Source organism: Streptomyces sp. RKAG293 (genome assembly GCF_023701745.1).
In the GTDB taxonomy this organism is placed as follows: domain Bacteria; phylum Actinomycetota; class Actinomycetes; order Streptomycetales; family Streptomycetaceae; genus Actinacidiphila.
Window position 1 is genome coordinate 8,506,643 of sequence record NZ_JAJOZB010000001.1, and the last position, 15,567, is coordinate 8,522,209.

11 protein-coding genes and 2 pseudogenes are annotated in these 15,567 nt (G+C 70.5%); 7 read left to right on the forward strand and 6 right to left on the reverse strand.

Annotation, left to right across the window (positions count from 1 at the left end; all coding sequences use genetic code 11):
• Nucleotides 1-164 precede the first annotated feature (164 nt).
• From LNW72_RS37515 to LNW72_RS37525, 3 genes are all read left to right on the forward strand, one after another.
• The gene (locus tag LNW72_RS37515; RefSeq protein WP_250979495.1) at nt 165-2,153 is read left to right on the forward strand and encodes an alpha-galactosidase; all 1,989 of its coding nucleotides are present in this window, start codon (nt 165-167) and stop codon (nt 2,151-2,153) included.
• A gap of 141 nt (nt 2,154-2,294) precedes the next feature.
• Nucleotides 2,295-3,053, forward strand: a complete 759-nt coding sequence (locus LNW72_RS37520; protein ID WP_250979496.1) for a DeoR/GlpR family DNA-binding transcription regulator — start codon at nt 2,295-2,297, stop codon at nt 3,051-3,053.
• A 186-nt stretch (nt 3,054-3,239) separates the two neighbouring features.
• Nucleotides 3,240-4,295, forward strand: a complete 1,056-nt coding sequence (locus LNW72_RS37525; RefSeq protein ID WP_250979497.1) for a chitinase — start codon at nt 3,240-3,242, stop codon at nt 4,293-4,295.
• A 51-nt stretch (nt 4,296-4,346) separates the two neighbouring features.
• Here LNW72_RS37525 and LNW72_RS37530 read toward each other — a convergent pair whose 3' ends face one another.
• Together LNW72_RS37530 and asnB are read right to left on the reverse strand one after the other, a co-directional pair.
• Nucleotides 4,347-5,567, reverse strand: a complete 1,221-nt coding sequence (locus LNW72_RS37530; RefSeq protein WP_250979498.1) for an acetyl-CoA C-acyltransferase — start codon at nt 5,565-5,567, stop codon at nt 4,347-4,349.
• A 102-nt stretch (nt 5,568-5,669) separates the two neighbouring features.
• The gene (gene asnB, locus LNW72_RS37535; protein ID WP_250979499.1) at nt 5,670-7,493 is read right to left on the reverse strand and encodes an asparagine synthase (glutamine-hydrolyzing); all 1,824 of its coding nucleotides are present in this window, start codon (nt 7,491-7,493) and stop codon (nt 5,670-5,672) included.
• A 301-nt stretch (nt 7,494-7,794) separates the two neighbouring features.
• Here asnB and LNW72_RS37540 point away from each other — a divergent pair, with 301 nt between their 5' ends.
• Together LNW72_RS37540 and LNW72_RS37545 are read left to right on the forward strand one after the other, a co-directional pair.
• Nucleotides 7,795-8,832, forward strand: coding sequence for a PHP domain-containing protein (locus LNW72_RS37540; RefSeq protein ID WP_250979500.1), 1,038 nt, complete (start codon nt 7,795-7,797; stop codon nt 8,830-8,832).
• A gap of 187 nt (nt 8,833-9,019) precedes the next feature.
• Nucleotides 9,020-9,805, forward strand: coding sequence for a VOC family protein (locus LNW72_RS37545; RefSeq protein WP_250979501.1), 786 nt, complete (start codon nt 9,020-9,022; stop codon nt 9,803-9,805).
• 166 nt (nt 9,806-9,971) lie between these two features.
• Here LNW72_RS37545 and LNW72_RS37550 read toward each other — a convergent pair whose 3' ends face one another.
• Nucleotides 9,972-10,514, reverse strand: coding sequence for a winged helix-turn-helix domain-containing protein (locus LNW72_RS37550; RefSeq protein ID WP_250979502.1), 543 nt, complete (start codon nt 10,512-10,514; stop codon nt 9,972-9,974).
• Nucleotides 10,515-10,571: 57 nt separating this feature from the next.
• Between LNW72_RS37550 and LNW72_RS37555 the strand changes: the two genes are divergently transcribed.
• Nucleotides 10,572-11,486 (forward strand): S41 family peptidase, encoded by a 915-nt coding sequence (locus LNW72_RS37555; protein ID WP_285369883.1) that lies wholly within the window; start codon nt 10,572-10,574, stop codon nt 11,484-11,486.
• A 39-nt stretch (nt 11,487-11,525) separates the two neighbouring features.
• On the opposite strand, the gene LNW72_RS37560 is transcribed toward LNW72_RS37555, so the two are convergent.
• Both LNW72_RS37560 and LNW72_RS37565 read right to left on the reverse strand, forming a co-directional pair.
• A complete protein-coding gene (locus LNW72_RS37560) occupies nt 11,526-12,380 on the reverse strand; it encodes an NAD(P)H-binding protein (RefSeq protein ID WP_250979503.1) in 855 nt (284 codons plus the stop codon).
• Nucleotides 12,380-12,802, reverse strand: a complete 423-nt coding sequence (locus tag LNW72_RS37565; protein WP_250979504.1) for a nuclear transport factor 2 family protein — start codon at nt 12,800-12,802, stop codon at nt 12,380-12,382. Before LNW72_RS37565 ends, LNW72_RS37560 begins: the two co-directional genes overlap by 1 nt.
• A 92-nt stretch (nt 12,803-12,894) precedes the next feature.
• Between LNW72_RS37565 and LNW72_RS37570 the strand changes: the two are divergent.
• A pseudogene (locus LNW72_RS37570) lies at nt 12,895-13,487 on the forward strand (TetR/AcrR family transcriptional regulator).
• Between the two features lie 30 nt (nt 13,488-13,517).
• On the opposite strand, the pseudogene LNW72_RS37575 reads toward LNW72_RS37570, so the two are convergent.
• Nucleotides 13,518-15,516 (reverse strand): annotated as a pseudogene (locus LNW72_RS37575) (GTP-binding protein).
• Between the last annotated feature and the right edge of the window lie 51 nt (nt 15,517-15,567).

Sequence of the window (15,567 nt, forward strand, 5' to 3'; positions counted from 1 at the left end):
CCGGACCGGTTGCCGACGGCGGTCCTCGACGGGCACGGCGGGCGAGATCTCTGTGCGCGCAGTTGTTGACGGCTTGGCAATTCTGCGCAGATTATGTCAATCGCTCGTAGCGTCCCGACCGTCCGTGCCGTACGGCGACCCCCCACCCCGAAGGAGCCACCCCCGTGGCAACCAGACTCCTCCGCAGACCGCTCACCGTGGTCCTGAGCGCCGCTCTGATACCCGCCGGCTGTCTGCTGGGCACCGGCCCGGCCGCCGCGAACGACGGCGTGACCGGGCCGGCGGCGAACTACTCGTCCGCGGCGACGCCCAGCACGCCCATCGCCGCTCTCCCGCCCATGGGCTTCAACAACTGGTCCCGTTCGACGTGTGCGCCCCAGGCACCGCTGGACGGCTCCAACCGGCTGGACTACTCCTTCCAGCAGTACATGAAGGACAACGCCAAGGGGCTGTCCGACACCGGTCTGATCGCCAAGGGCTACCGGACGATCACCGTCGACGACTGCTGGATGTACCGGAACAGCTCCGGCTATCTGCACGGCGGACTCAACTGGGGCGGCGCCACCGACGTCCGCAACCCCGCGAAGCAGCCCGGCTTCGACTACGAACTGACCGCCTACGGCGACTACCTGCACAGTCTCGGCGCGAAGTTCGGCATCTACGAGACCTCCGGCACGCACACCTGCAGCACCGCCACGCCCACGGCGCCCAACCTGCCCAACGGCAGCGAGTACTACGAGCAGAAGGACGCCGGCTCGTTCGTCTCCTGGGGCGTCGACCAGCTCAAGTACGACAACTGCGGCGACGAGGAGCCGGTGCAGACGCTCGACACCCGCATGTCCAACGATCTGCGGACCGCGGTCACCGCCGCGGCCGGCGGCGGCGACGCCACGCCCAACATCACGTTCAACATCTCCGCCCCGGCCGGGTACGGCAACGGCTCCACGAAGTTCGCCGCGATGAACTGGGTGCGCGGGCTCGGCCAGCTCTGGCGGGTGGGCCCCGACATCTGGAACTACGGCGACGGAAAGAATCCGTGGAACGTGCCGCTGGCCGGCTACAACTTCGGCGCGTACCAGAGCTTCGACAACACCCTGGAGCTCAGCCGCTACCAGGGACCGGGCAACTGGAACGACGCCGACATGCTGCTGATCGGCGACAACGGTATGACCACCGCCGAGGAACGCAGCCAGATGGCACTGTTCTCCGCGTTGGCCGCACCCCTGGTGATCAGCACCGACGCCCGTAAGTTCCAGCCGTCGTACATCGCCGCCCACCCCGCGGAAGCGGCGCACCTCAACGCGTCCGTCGCGATCCTGGGCAACTCCGAAGTGATCGCGGTGGACCAGGACCCGCTGGGCGCCGGTGGCTACCGCGTCTCCGGCGGCGGGGCCAACACCGACGGCACCCCGGCCGCCGCGACCGGTGTCGACGTCGTCCTCAAGCCCCTCGCCGACGGCGGCAAGGCCGTCGTCGTGCTCAACAAGGGCTCCGCGGCCGTGAACTACTCGCTCTCCCTCGCCGGTCTCGGCTTCGGCACCGCCGGCTGCGGCTACGACGTCCGCGACCTGTGGGCGCAGGCCAGCAGCACGTCGACCGGGTCGGTACCGCTCACCCTCGGCGCGCACGACAACGCGATGCTCAGGATCACTCCGCAGGCCGGCTGCGGCAGCTTCACCCCGAGCGGACAGATCACCGCTTCCCGCGACAACTGGGGCAAGGCGTCGCTGTGCCTCGACAACTACCGCTCCGGCACCGCCACCAACAACCCGGTCGACCTCTATCCCTGCACCGGTGGTTCCAACCAGCAGTGGCGGCGCAACACCGATGGCACGATCCAACTGCTCCAGTCCGGCACCACGAACCTCTGCCTGACCGCCCAGAGCGGTACGACCACCGGGGCGATCAACGGGAAGTCCGGTCAGTGGGCCGGCGTCGCCCCGTGCGGGTCCGCCGCCGGCTACCAGACCTGGACGTACAACCGGGACGGAAACCTCAAGCTCAGTGGCACCACCAAGTGCCTCGACAGCTACGGAGGGGCGACGACCACCAGCGGCACGCCCGTCGACCTGTACACCTGCGGAACCGCACCCGGCTCGCTCCAGACCAACCAGACCTGGGCGGCTCCCTTCAGCACGCCGCCCGCCTCGTGATCTGACGGCGACCGGTTCCGCCGGAGGGGTCCGTGGCGATGTCCCATGCCGCGGACCCCTTCTGCCGTCCGGTCGGCAGGCCGTCCCGCCGACGGCGGGAATGCTCACCTCACTGTTCTGACCTGGAGCTAGACTCCCCTCATGCTCAAAGTTGACAGAATCGCCCGAATCCTTGATCACGTTTCCAAGGAGGGCAGTGCCGACGTCCATGTGCTCACCGAACTGCTCGGAGTGTCAGGGGCGACGGTCCGGCGCGATCTGCAGACGCTGCACGAACAGGGGCTCCTGCACCGCACCCGCGGCGGCGCCGTGACCGGCACGTTCAACCTGGAGCTGCCGCTGCGCCACCGGGCGGGACGCCAGCAGGCCGAGAAGCGGCGGATCGCGCTCGCCGCGGCGCGTCTGGTCCCGGACGGCGCGGTGGTGGGGATGACCGGGGGCACCACGGTCACCGAGATCGCCCGGGCGCTGGCCGACCGGAGCGGTATCACCGTCGTCACCAACGCGGTCAACATCGCCGCCGACCTGATCGCCCGGTCCGAGATCCGCCTCGTGGTCGTCGGCGGGAACGCCCGGACGGCCAGCTACGAACTGGTCGGGCCGGCCGCCGAGCGGATGCTCGCCCAGTACAACCTGGACATCGCCTTCATCGGTGTGGACGGCCTGACCGTGAGCGAGGGCTGCACCACGCATGACGAGATGGAGGCCCACACCGACCGGGCCTTCCTGCGCAGCAGTGCGCGCTCGGTGGTCGTCGCGGACAGCACCAAGATCGGTCGGGTGACCTTCGCGGAGATCTGCCCGCTCGCCGACATCGACGACCTCGTCACCGACGAGAGCCTCGACGAGGCCCGGGAGCAGGCCATCGTCGAGTGCGGTGTCCGGGTGCTGCGGGCCTGACGGCCGTCGCGGGGCAGTGGGGCAGTGAGGCAGTTGGTCCAGACCTATTGACGGTAGGTCTGGACCAATCTACCGTGGGCGACGCTCGCGACGAGATCTGTGCCTGCTGCCAACTCACCCACTGTCCTGCGCTCGTGGACGCCATGTGGACCCGGTGATGGTGTTCATGGAGAGACGGAGCGAAACATGATCGGTCGGACATCACGTCTGCTGGGCGTCGGGCTGGCGACGGCCTTCGCCGTCCAGATGCTCGTCGCCGCGGCGCCGAGCGCCGCACCCCAGGCCACCGTGTGCGCGGTCAAGTCGAAGCCGGCGGGCAAGGTCCTCCAGGGGTACTGGGAGAACTGGGACGGCGCCGCGAACGGTGTGCACCCCCCGCTCGGCTGGATCCCGGTCACCGACGCCCGCATTCATGATCACGGCTACAACGTCATCAACGCGGCATTCCCCGTCATCCTCTCGGACGGCACCGTCCTGTGGCAGGACGGGATGGACTCGACCGTGAAGGTCCCGACCCCGGCCGAGATGTGTCAGGCCAAGGCGGCCGGCCAGACGGTGCTGATGTCCATCGGCGGTGCGGCGGCAGGGATCGACCTCAACTCCACCGCCGTCGCCGACCGGTTCATCGCGACCGTGGTGCCGATCCTCAAGGCCTACAACTTCGACGGCATCGACATCGACATCGAGACCGGCCTCGTCGGCAGCGGCACCATCACCAAGCTGTCCACCTCTCAGGCCAACCTCGTGCGCATCATCGACGGGGTCCTCGCCCAGATGCCCTCGAACTTCGGTCTGACCATGGCGCCCGAGACCGCCTACGTCACCGGCGGCAGCGTCGCCTACGGCTCGATCTGGGGCGCGTACCTGCCCATCGTCAAGAAGTACGCGGACAACGGCCGGCTGTGGTGGCTGAACATGCAGTACTACAACGGCAGCATGTACGGCTGCTCCGGCGACTCCTACTCCGCCGGCACCGTCGCGGGGTTCACCGCGCAGACCGACTGCCTGAACAAGGGCCTCGTCGTCCAGGGCACCACCATCAAGGTCCCCTACGACAAGCAGGTCCCGGGACTGCCCGCCCAACCGGGCGCCGGGGGCGGGTACATGGCACCGAACCTGGTCTCCCAGGCCTGGAACAAGTACAGCGGCGGCCTGAAGGGACTCATGACCTGGTCGATCAACTGGGACGGCTCGAAGGGATGGACGTTCGGGAACAACGTCAACGCCCTGCAAGGGCGTTGACGCTGCTCCCGGCCCGGATACGGTCCGCCGCACGACCGGCGGTAGACCGGTCTAGGAGGTGCGCTCCAGGACCATGGCCATGCCCTGACCGCCCGCGGCGACGACGCTGACCAGGGCGGTGCTCTGGTCGTCATGGCGCAACGCCGTGAGTCCGGTGGTGGTCAGCCGGGCCCCGGCAGCTCCGTACGGCTCGCCCAGGGCGATGGACCCGCCGTGCGGGTTCATCCGCTCGGGGTCCAGGCCCAGTTCGGCGCAGTAGGCCAGGACCTGGGCGGCGAAGGGCTCGTTCCCGGCGACGGTGTCGATGTCCGACAGCGTCAGCCCGGCTCGCGCGAGTGCCGTTCGGGTCGCGGCGACCGGGGCCGGGCCTTCGGTCTCGGGTGTGGCGGCGCTGACGCCGGTCGAGAGGATACGGGCCAGCGGGACGTGGCCGTGAGCGCGGGTGTACTCCTCGGACATCACGACGACGGCCGCGGCTCCGTCGGACAGCGGCGCGCTGTTGCCCGCGGTGATCCGGCCGTCGGGGCGGAAGCGCGGCGCCAGGGCGGCGAGGGTCTGTGCGGTCACCCCGGTGCGGGGGCAGTCGTCCGTCGCGGTGGTCGTACCGTCCGGGCTCTTCACCGCGACGATGTCACCGAAGTGGAAGCTCTCGGCGAGGGCGAGTTGGGTGAGCCGATGGGACCGGGCGGCGTAGGCGTCCATGTCGGTGCGGGTGATGCCGTAGACATCGGCGACGTTCTCGGCGGCGAGTCCCACCGGGATGTAGGGGTCGGGCGTCCGGCCTTCTTCGCGGGGGTCGCTCCAGGGTGCCGTGCCCGGCCCTGAGCGCTCGACGGTGCGCTGCCCGGCGGCTCCGAAGGCGGGGTTCTCGGTGCCGGGCCAGGTGTCCGAGCTGCCGTGGGCGAGCCGGGACTGGGACTCGACACCGGCCGCGATCACGACGTCGGCGTCACCGCAGCGCACGGCCTGGGCGGCCATCCGGACGGCCTGCAGGGAGGAGGTGCAGAAGCGGTTGACGGTGACGCCGGGGACGTGGTCCCAGCCCAGCAGGATCGCGGCGATCCGGGCGATGTTGAAGCCCTGCTCCCCGCCGGGCAGCGCACAGCCCACGACCAGGTCGTCCACGCTCTCCGGTGCCAGGTCCGGAACGCGGGCGAGAGCCTCGGCGACGGTGCGGGCGAGCAGGTCGTCGGGGCGGACGCCGGCCAGCGAGCCCTTGTGGGCGCGGCCGATGGGTGTGCGGACGGTGGAGACGATCACGGCGTGCTGCATGGCGGGCATCCTGTGCGGTTGAGGTGGTGGGAGGGGACGTTCGGGGCGGTGCCCGGAGGTGCGAGGAGACGTGCTCGCCGGTGTCCAGAGGTCGGCCGAGGTTCAGAGCTGCAGGGCGGGCCGGTGGGTGCGCAGCCACTGGTCCAGGTCCAGGACGAGCTCCAGCCCCTCACGGGGGAAACGTTTCTCGCCCGAAGGTTCCAGCAGCAGACTCCGCACCGCGCGCACATCGAGCAGCTCGGCGGCCGGGCTTCCGGTGGTGAGCAGCCGGTCGACCTGGCCGGTGAGCGCGGCACGGTAGGCGGGGTCGCGGACCATTGGATAGGGGCTCTTGCGGCGGGCCAGGACCGGTGCGGGGAGCAGGTCCGCGACGACGGCGCGCAGCAGGCTCTTCTCGCGGCCGTCGAAGGTCTTGAACTCCCAGGGGGTGTTGAAGACGTACTCGACCAGCCGGTGGTCCAGGAAGGGGACCCGGACCTCCAGGCCCGATCCCATGCTGAGACGGTCGGTGCGGTCCAGCAGGCAGGGCAGGAAACGGGTCAGGTTGAGATAGCTGTCGCGGCGCAGCGCGGCCTCACCGGGCGCGGTGCCCGGCAGGTGCTCGATCTCGGCAGTTGCGGCCGCGTGCAGTTCGGCGCGGTGCGCGGGCAGATCCAGCGCCCTGGCCAGGGCGGGGTCGAGCAGCCGGGTGAGATCGGCCCGGTCCAGTACGGTGTCCCAGGGAAAGGATTCTGCCGCTGCGGCCAGAGGAGTGAACCAGCGGTAGCCGCCGAAGAGTTCATCGGCCCCCTCGCCGGACAGGGTGACCGGGAAGTGCTCGCGGACCGCGCGGAACAGCATCATCAGCGAGGTGTCGAAGTCGCCCATCGTCAGCCCGTCGCGCAGCCGGCCGACGCGGGCGCGGTGGGACGGATCCGCGAGGTCCCGGGCCGCCGGCGCGACCGTGCGGTGCGCGGTGTCCAGATGGCGCACCATCAGGTCGGCGTACGGTCCGTCCGGGTCACGCCCCATGGCGTCCTCGCCGGAGGCGCCGGCGCCCAGGTCCACCGACAGCGTGTGCAGGACGTCGGCCTCGGGGCGGGCCAGGGCGGCGATGGCGCTGGAGTCCAGCCCGCCGGACAGCAGGACGCTGACCGGGACATCGGCCCGCAGCTGTCCGGTGACGGCCCGGCCCAGCAGGGTGCGTACCCGCTCCAACGTGGTCGGAAGGTCGTCACGGTGTTCGGCGGGCGTCAGCGACCAGTAGCGGCGGGTACGCACCCCGTCGGGAGTCAGTGTCGTCACGGTGCCGGGTTCGATCTCGCGCAGCCCCGCGAAGGCGCTGCGCCCCGGCGTCTTGATCATCGGGTGGGCGGACAGCAGCAGCTCCCGCAGCCCGTCCAGCTCCAGCCGGGCCGGCACAGCAGGGTGCGCCAGCACCGCCTTGGGCTCGGAGCCGAACACCACCCCATCGCTGATCCGCGCGTAGCAGAGCGGCTTGATCCCGAACCGGTCACGCACCAGGGTCAGCCGCCGGTGCGCGGGCTCCCAGGCCGCGTACGCGAACATGCCTTCCATGCGGGCCGGAGCCTGCTCGCCCCAGGCGTCGACGGCCTGCAGCACCACCTCACTGTCGCAGCGGGTGCTGAACCGGCGCCCGCGCGCGGCCAGTTCCGCCCGCAGCTCCGCGTGGTTGTACACCTCACCGGTGAACACCACCGCCAGCGCAGTGCTCCCGCCACGTGTCAGTACCAGCGGCTGACGCCCTCCGACGAGGTCGACGGTCGCCAGGCGGGTGTGCCCCAGCCCCGCGGCATCCCCGGTCCAGGCCGCCGAGGCATCCGGTCCCCGACAGGCCAGGGTCTCCGTCATTTCCTTGAGGGAGACCTCTTCGGTCCCCGAGGGTGCGCAACCCGCGAACCCGGCATAGCCGGCCAGCCCACACATCGGCGAAACTCCCCCGCGCCTCCGCACGAGCGGCAGGCTGTACGTAGCGGGATCCGGCCCCGTGACGCATGTGCCGGCCGCGGGTACGGATCCGCGACCGGAGTGTGCCGGCCGCCATCACTGAAACGATCAAGTCCCGATCAGGTCACCGTCGGAGCGCGGCGAGCCGGTGCGGGAGGCGTCCGGGGTGCGCCGGCAGCCGTGCCGGGCCAGAGTGGAACGGTGCGGCGGGCCCGCCGACGTGCCGCTCCTGCGGTGACGGCTACCGTCCGAGGCAGGCGGCCGGCCCGAGGAGGCCACGATGGAACCGGTGAAGGCGCTGGACCGGATCGCCTTTCTGCTGGAGCGCGCTCAGGCGGCCACGTACCGGGTGGAGGCGTTCCGTACGGCGTCGGAGGTGGTCGCGGGGCTACCGCCCGAGGAGGTCGCCGCGCGCTCGGCGGCCGGCACGCTGCAGGCGGAGAAGGGCATCGGCCCCAAGACGGCCCAGGTCGTCAAAGAGGCGCTGGCCGGGGCCGTGCCCGGCTACCTCGAACGGCTGGAGGCGGAGGCGGCGGCACCGCTCGTGGAGGGCGGGACGGCGCTGCGTGCCCTGCTGCGCGGCGACTGCCATCTGCATTCGGACTGGTCGGACGGCGGCAGCCCCATCGAGGCGATGGGCAGGACCGCGGCGGAACTCGGGCACGAATGGGCCGTGCTCACCGACCACTCGCCCCGTCTGACCATCGCCAACGGACTGACGGCCGAGCGGCTGCGCCGGCAGCTGGAGGTGGTGGCCGAACTGAACGAGCAGTGGGCTCCGTTCCGTCTGCTGACGGGTATCGAGTGCGACATCCTCGCCGACGGCTCCCTCGACCAGGAACCCGACCTGCTCGATCAGCTCGATCTGGTGGTCGCCTCGAGCCACTCCGAGCTGCGGATGGCGTCTCCCGCCATGACCCGGCGCATGATCAATGCGGTCGGCAACCCGCTGATGGACGTCCTGGGGCACTGCACCGGCCGTCTGCTGTCGGGGCGGAACCGCCCGCCGTCGCAGTTCGACGCGGCAGAGGTCTTCGCGGCCTGCGCGGAGGCGGGTACGGCGGTCGAGATCAACAGCCGCCCGGAACGCCTGGACCCGCCGCGTGACCTGCTGGTCCAGGCGGTCGACGCCGGAGTGTTCTTCGCCATCGACACGGACGCCCACGCCCCCGGCCAGCTCGACTGGCAGATTCTGGGATGCGCGCGCGCCGAGACCTGCGGAGTGCCGGCGGAGCGGGTCGTCAACACCTGGACCGCGCCCCAGCTCGGCGAGTGGACACGCACCCGGAAGGCGCCCCCGGCCGGTAACTCTGCGTGATGCCGAGTCGGCCGGAGCCGCCGTTCGCGGTACCGGTCCGCGCCGCTGCGGCGCCACGCGCGGCATAAGGGTGCCAACAAGAGCGAACATGCATGAACAGTGGCAAAGTGAACGGTGTCCCCCTGCGTGAGGCGAGGCTGCAGACATGGCTCCTTCTGAAAGCGCGGTCCAGGGAGCGCCGTGTTGGGTGAGCCTGACCGCCGCGGACCTGCCGGCGAGCAAGGCCTTCTACAGCCGCGTGCTCGGCTGGGAGTACCGGCCCGGATTCGGGCTCGCCGAGTACGCCGAGGCGATCAGCGAGGGCGAACCGATCGCCGGTCTCGGCGAGACGGGGCACTCCTTCGGCGTTCCGGCCTGCTGGTCGGTGCACTTCGCGGTCGACAGCGTGGACCGCGCCGCTGAGCGGATCCGTGAACGTGGCGGTACCGTCGCCGTCGGTCCACTTCCTTTCGGTCCTGGCCGGGTGGCCTGGGCCATCGATCCGGCAGGCGCGCCGTTCGCCCTCTGGGAAGGGCCCCGGGAGCCGCACTGGACCCCCAGAGGTGGCGGTCGCGGGCTGTGGATCGAGCTGCACACCCGGGATGTCTTCGCGGCGGCGATCTTCTACAGCCAGGCCCTGGGCTGGGACACCGAACCACCCGAGCGCTGCACCCTGCGGTACGAGAACGACCAGGTGTTCGTCGACATCAACGGCCGCACGGTGGCCGCCCTGCACGGCGGCGCGGTGGAGGAGGCCCCGGACCCGAAGGTCCGCCCGCGCTGGCAGGTCACCTTCAGAACCCCCCACCCGAACCTGGCCGCCGAACGCGCCGCAGCGGCGGGCGGCGCGATCGTCAGCGCGCCGGACGACACCGCTCCGGGTCTGGCGACACTCCTGCGGGATCCGGAGGGCACGTTGTTCAGCGTCGCCGCGCAGACCGCGGAGATCGGCCCGGAGGAAGCGACGCCCCACCTGCCGTCCGACACGATCTAGGCCGGGTCTGACAAATAGCGGCGTCCGCCCGGAGGGCGGGGCCCGGGGCGTCTGGTGCGTGCGATCGCAAGGCGGAGGGTCGTCCTCGTACCGGGGTACGTGGATGAGCCCGACAACTGGGGGCACCTCCCAGCGGTAGCTGGGGGAGGGATTTGTCCGACACGGCCTAGGCCGAACCGCCGGGTTCGGGGAGCTGTGCGTGCTGGTACAGGGCGAACAGCATGCCGTGCACCGGCTCGGACTCGGCGTCCTCCTCGGTCTCGTCGATCAGCCGGGCCAGCTTCTCGCCGAGGCGTTGCGCCTTCGCGGGGCTCAGGTGCAGGTGGCGCAGGGTCAGATGGGTTTCGGCGGGGGAGCGGTCCAGCTCCTGGGCGACCGCGCCGAGCATCGCCGCCGTGCCGGCCGCCTCGGGTTCGGCGACGATCATGCGCCGGGCGACGCGCTGGTAGTACTGCTCGGTGCCGCCCCGGACCTGGCGGGTCTCGGCGATGTGGACGAGGCCGGCCGTCCGCAGCACCTTCAGGTGGTGTGCGACGTTGCCCTTGGCGGTCTCGAGGTGCGCCGCGAGCTGGCTGATGGTGGCGGGGCGACGGCCCAGCGCGAACAGCAGCCGTTGGCGCAACGGGTGGGCGAGCGCCGCGAACTGCTCGGGCGAGCTGATCTCCTGGACTTCGTGAGGCGTCGGGGAGTAAGGCGGTTGCTCGGACATGCGCCAAGTGTCCAATACTCTTGACGCTTTGGGAAGGGCGGTGTTCTACTCCCTGCCATGACCATTCTGACGCAGACCAGCACCGTTCCCGTCGTCGAGGAGACGGCCCAACTCCTCCTGGATCACTACGTTTTCCCCGAAGCGGCCGAGCTCCTGGCGACCCTGCTGCGGCGGCGCCTCGCCGACGGGGCGTACGACGTCGACAGCGCGGAGGAGCTCAGCCGACTGGTCACCGAGGACCTGCAGTCGGTCAACGGCGACCGGCACCTGCGGCTGCTCCATCACGCCGAACCGGTGCCGAAGGAGAAGGGCGCTGCCACCCTGACCTCCATACGCAGGGATTTCGACGCCCAGCTCGGCGGAGTTCCCCGGGTGGAGCTGCTGGACGGCGGGGTGGCCCTGCTGGAGCTGACTCCCATGCTCTTCCCGCTGGCATGGGCCGCCGAGCCGCTGGCGGCCGCCCTCACCCTGGTCGCCCGGGCCGACGCCCTTGTTCTGGATGTTCGCGGCAACGGCGGCGGGGACCCGGACACGGTCGCGTTCATCTGCAGCTATCTGCTCGACGAGCGCACCCACCTCAACACCATGCACTGGCGCGACGGTGAACGGTTGGAACAGTCCTGGAGCCTGCCGTACGTCCCCGGAGCACGCTTCGGCGGCAGCAAGCCGCTGTACGTGCTGACCAGCGGCCACACCTTCTCCGCCGCTGAGGAACTGGCCTACGACCTGCAGCAGTTGGGCCGTGCCGTCGTCGTCGGCGAGGTGACGCGCGGCGGTGCGCATCCCCGCCAGGGCTGGACGGTGCACCCGCATCTGGAGGCGAGCATCCCGACCGGCCGGGCGATCAACCCCGTCTCCGGCACCGACTGGGAGGGCACCGGCGTACAGCCGGACGTCGCCTGCACCGCTGCCGAGGCCCTCGACCGTGCCCACGCCCTGGCCCGTACCCGGTTGACGGCCGCCACCGACTGACGAGCCCCAGGGCTCCCGGCAGCGGGAATCCGGGGGATTTCAGCCCCGGATCCGGTCCAACTCCCGTTCCGCGAAAGCGCGGAAGCTGCGCGGGGCGCGGCCCGTGAGGCGCTGGACGGTGTCGGTGGTGCGGTCCTCGGCGCCTTCGGCGATGGAGCGGTCCATGCCGGCGAGCATCGCGGCGAACCCGGCGGGCATGTCGGCGGCCAGGCGGTCGTGCATCTGCTCGTAGGTCAGCCGCTCATGGGTGACGGTGCGGCCGGTGGCCCGGGTGAGGACGGCGGCGATGTCGTCGTAACTCAGCGCCTGTGGCCCGGTGATGATCAGGTCGGTGTTCGGGGCCTGTGCCGCGGTCAGTGCGTGCACGGCGACGGCGGCGATGTCGTCGGCGTCGACGAACCCGACGCGCCCCTCACCGGCCGCTGTTCGGATGGTGCCGTCCGCTCTGATGGTCCGGGCGTGCGCGTGGTCGCCGGTGAAGTTCTGCATGAACCACGAGGGCCGCAGGACCGCCCACTCGGAGAACAGGCCGGGCAGGGCCTCGTGCACCTGCCCCACGGCGGGGCCGCCGGCGGGGATCGCCGACGAGCTGAGCAGGACCGCCCGGTGGACGCCCGCGGTGCGGGCCTGCCGGAGAAAGGGCAGCATGACGGCTGCCGGATCGGGAGCGCCGAGCGGCGGGATGAGATAGACCCGGTCCGCGCCGTCGAGCGCGTCTTCGAAGGAGGTGGGGTCGTCCCAGTCGAACCGCACGGGAACGGCCCCGGCCACGGGGGTGGCGCGGCGGCCGGCGGCCCGAACGCGCCGCCCTTCGGTGGCCAGCCGGGCGGCGACGCGGCTGCCGGTGGTGCCGGTGGCACCGATGACCAGGGTGAACTTCTCCGACTCGGCCATCAGTTGCTCCCGGCGAAGTGGGCGGCGGGGTTCTGGACGGCGAGCGGGTTCCAGTAGTCGCGGTAGCCGGTGATGAGCCCGTTCCTGACGGTGACCACGGCGATGTAGGTCATGTCGAAGGGGCTGTCGGTCTCCACCAGGCGTCCTACACCGCGCATTTCGACCACGATGGTCTCCGGGGCGACGGTCTGGTGGATCTCCACGGAGGGGAAGTCGTGCAGGTCTATGTGGTCGGGGTAGCCGCTCATGTACTGGGTGACGGCCGCCTTGCCCTCCAGGCGCTTCGGCCAGCCGTCCGGGGCGAAGGGGAACTCGAGGACTCCGTCCTCGTCCCACAGGTCGGTCCAGGCGGTGATGTCCTTGTCCAGCAGCAGCTGCAGTCCGTGGCGGAAGAGGTCCGCCGGTGCGGTGGTCACGCTCATGGTTGCTCCATCCCGTACGATACGGACCGTGGGTCCGTTTCATAGGAGAGACGATACGGACCCGGGGTCCGCTTTGCAACTGGAGGAACCGCATGACCGAACGCAAGCCACGCGCGGACGCCACGCGCAACCGGGAGGCCGTCCTCGCCGCCGCCGACACACTCTTCGCCGAGTGCGAGAGCCCTGAGTCGGTCACCATGGCCGACATCGCGGTGGCGGCCGGCGTCGGCAAGGCGACGCTCTTCCGCGGCTTCGGCGACCGCACCGGTCTGATCCAGGCGCTGTACGAGACGCGGCTCGCGCCGATCCGGCTCGCCGCCGAGGAGGGGCCCCGCCGCTGGGGCCCACCACCCCGCCCCTCCAGCGGGTGCCCGCCCTCCTCGACGCCGTTCTGTGCTTCAAGCTCGACAACCGCCACCTCGCCCTGGCGCTGGAGGGAACCGGCGGCGACAGCCCCTATGCGGCAGAGCACTACGCGCTATGGCACGGCACCCTCAGGACCGCGCTGGAACAGATTCCGGGATTCGCCGACAGCGACTTCACCGCCCACGCGCTGCTCGCCACCACCCGCGCCGACCTCGTGGAACACCTCGTCGGCCAACAGCGGACGACTCGCGAGCAGTTGCGGGCCGACCTGGCGGCTTTCACCGCCAGAGTCCTGCGATCGCGGGCGACGGACGGTTGATCCGGGGTCCCTCGTAGGGTGTTCGGGCCGTCACCCGCCGACCGCCCGGCGCGTGACCCGCAGCAGGTACTCCCTGCGGTGGAGCGGATCGTGGTCCGACCGCGGCCGGTCGGGGACCGTGCCGCGGACCGGTTGGTAGTGGTCGAAGGCGCACTCGAGTACGCCTTCGCCGCGTGTCAGCGACGGCAGCTGCCGTTCCAGTGCGTGCACCGAGGCGGCCGGGATCTCACCCTCCAGCACATACGACGGGCCCCGGACCACCGAGGTCCGAGGTCCGCGGTACGGCCCGCAGTCGCGCGAGCACGGGCACCACCAGCCCGAACATGTCCGCGGGGATGTCCAGGCTGAACCGGTGCATCGGCTCGTACACCCGGCTCACCGCCTGCCGCAGCGCGCTCATCAACACCAGCGGCGTCAGGTTGCGGAAGTCCCCGGCGGTGCTCGACATGCTCTTGTCGAAGACGGCATGAGCGTGGCTCTGCCGGGCCGCGTAACCGGAATGCGTCATGGTGACCGTGCAGTCGGTGACCTGCCAGCCGTGGATTCCCTGCTCCAGCGTCGCCCTGACGGTCTCTTCGACCGCCGTGAAGAACGCGTACGGCATCGAGCCGAGTTCGACCTCCAGCCGGAACTCGACACCACTGCCGGCCGGAGCCGGATCGATGCGCAGTCCCACGGTGGCGAGGAACGGATTGGGATCGACATGGATGAACTCGGCGGCCGAGCCGGTGCCGACCGGCCGTTCGAGGTGGATCGTCGTCGTTTCGCGGAAGGAGACGTCGACGCCGAAGTCGTTCGCCAGAGTGGCCTGGATGACCTCCTTCTGCACTTCGCCGTAGAGCGAGACGGAGGTCTCCTGCCGCAGGTCGTCATGGCGCAGGTCGATCAGCGGGTCCTGCTCCGCGAGTTGCGTCAGCGCGACGTGCAGTGCTCCTTTGTCGGCGGGGTGAAGCGGCGCGACGATGGTTTCCAGGGTCGGCGGGGCGAAGTGGTGACCGCCGGGTCGTGTCGCGCGCGGAACGCCGATGGCGTCACCGATGCGGACGTCGCCGATTCCCCACAGCTTGCCGATCCGACCCGCGGTGACGGCGTCACCCGGGACGTCCGAGCCGCGCTCGTAGACGCTGAGCGCGGTGACCTTCCCCTCCTCGTTCCCGCGGAACAGCACGCGGTCCCGCACCCGCACCGTCCCCGAGAACATGCGGACATAGGCGATCTTCTCCCCGGCGGAACCCCGTTCGACCTTGAAGACGGTGCCCGAGACCGGACCGTCGGCATCGTCCTCGGCGGTGGGCAGCAGTTCGGTGATCCCGGAGATCAGCGCATCGACCCCCGCACCGGTGATCGCCGAGCCGAAGAACACCGGATGCACCAGCGCCCGCTTCGTCTGCGCCGCGAGTTCGCCCCGGAGCCGTGGCCAGGAGAGCGCGGCCTCGTCGTCGACATACGCGGCCAGCAGCGCTTCGTCGTGACCGGCGAGGAGGTCGACGAGTGCGGACCTGAAGTCGGCGTCGTCGTGGGGCCGGGACGTTGCGCCGCGCGTGCCGAGCGCGGTGGCCCGGCCCATGGAGATGCTCGCCGGAGCGAGCTTCTCGGCGATGCCGCGGAGCACGCCGTCGTACCGGGCCCCACTGCGGTCGATCTTGTTGACGAAGATCAGCGTGGGAATCCCCAGCCGCTGCAGCGTGCGCATCAGCACCCGGGTCTGCGCCTGCACGCCCTCCACGGCGGAGATGATCAGCACGGCTCCGTCGAGCACGTTCAGCACCCGCTCCACCTCGGCGATGAAATCCGGGTGGCCGGGAGTATCGATCAGATTGACGGTGACGTCGTCGACGAGGAACGAGGCGACGGCGGACTTGATCGTGATGCCGCGCTGCCGTTCCAGCGACAGCGAATCGGTCTGCGTACTGCCGTCATCGACACTGCCGATCGTGTCGATGACGCCCGCGGCGTGCAGCAGCCGCTCGGTCAGGCTTGTCTTTCCGGCGTCAACATGCGCCAGGATTCCCAGGTTCAGTGTATGCACTCGGTGTCATGTCCTTGAGATAGACGGCAATTCCCTCCTGGATGGACATGA

Bases quoted from the DNA above. Each gene is read 5' to 3' on its own strand.
- LNW72_RS37520 (WP_250979496.1), top strand. From the start codon at position 2,295: ATGCTCAAAGTTGACAGAATCGCCCGAATCCTTGATCACGTTTCCAAG.
- LNW72_RS37525 (WP_250979497.1), top strand. From the start codon at position 3,240: ATGATCGGTCGGACATCACGTCTGCTGGGCGTCGGGCTGGCGACGGCC.
- LNW72_RS37530 (WP_250979498.1), bottom strand. From the start codon at position 5,567: ATGCAGCACGCCGTGATCGTCTCCACCGTCCGCACACCCATCGGCCGC.
- asnB (WP_250979499.1), bottom strand. From the start codon at position 7,493: ATGTGTGGGCTGGCCGGCTATGCCGGGTTCGCGGGTTGCGCACCCTCG.
- LNW72_RS37540 (WP_250979500.1), top strand. From the start codon at position 7,795: ATGGAACCGGTGAAGGCGCTGGACCGGATCGCCTTTCTGCTGGAGCGC.
- LNW72_RS37550 (WP_250979502.1), bottom strand. From the start codon at position 10,514: ATGTCCGAGCAACCGCCTTACTCCCCGACGCCTCACGAAGTCCAGGAG.
- LNW72_RS37555 (WP_285369883.1), top strand. From the start codon at position 10,572: ATGACCATTCTGACGCAGACCAGCACCGTTCCCGTCGTCGAGGAGACG.
- LNW72_RS37560 (WP_250979503.1), bottom strand. From the start codon at position 12,380: ATGGCCGAGTCGGAGAAGTTCACCCTGGTCATCGGTGCCACCGGCACC.
- LNW72_RS37565 (WP_250979504.1), bottom strand. From the start codon at position 12,802: ATGAGCGTGACCACCGCACCGGCGGACCTCTTCCGCCACGGACTGCAG.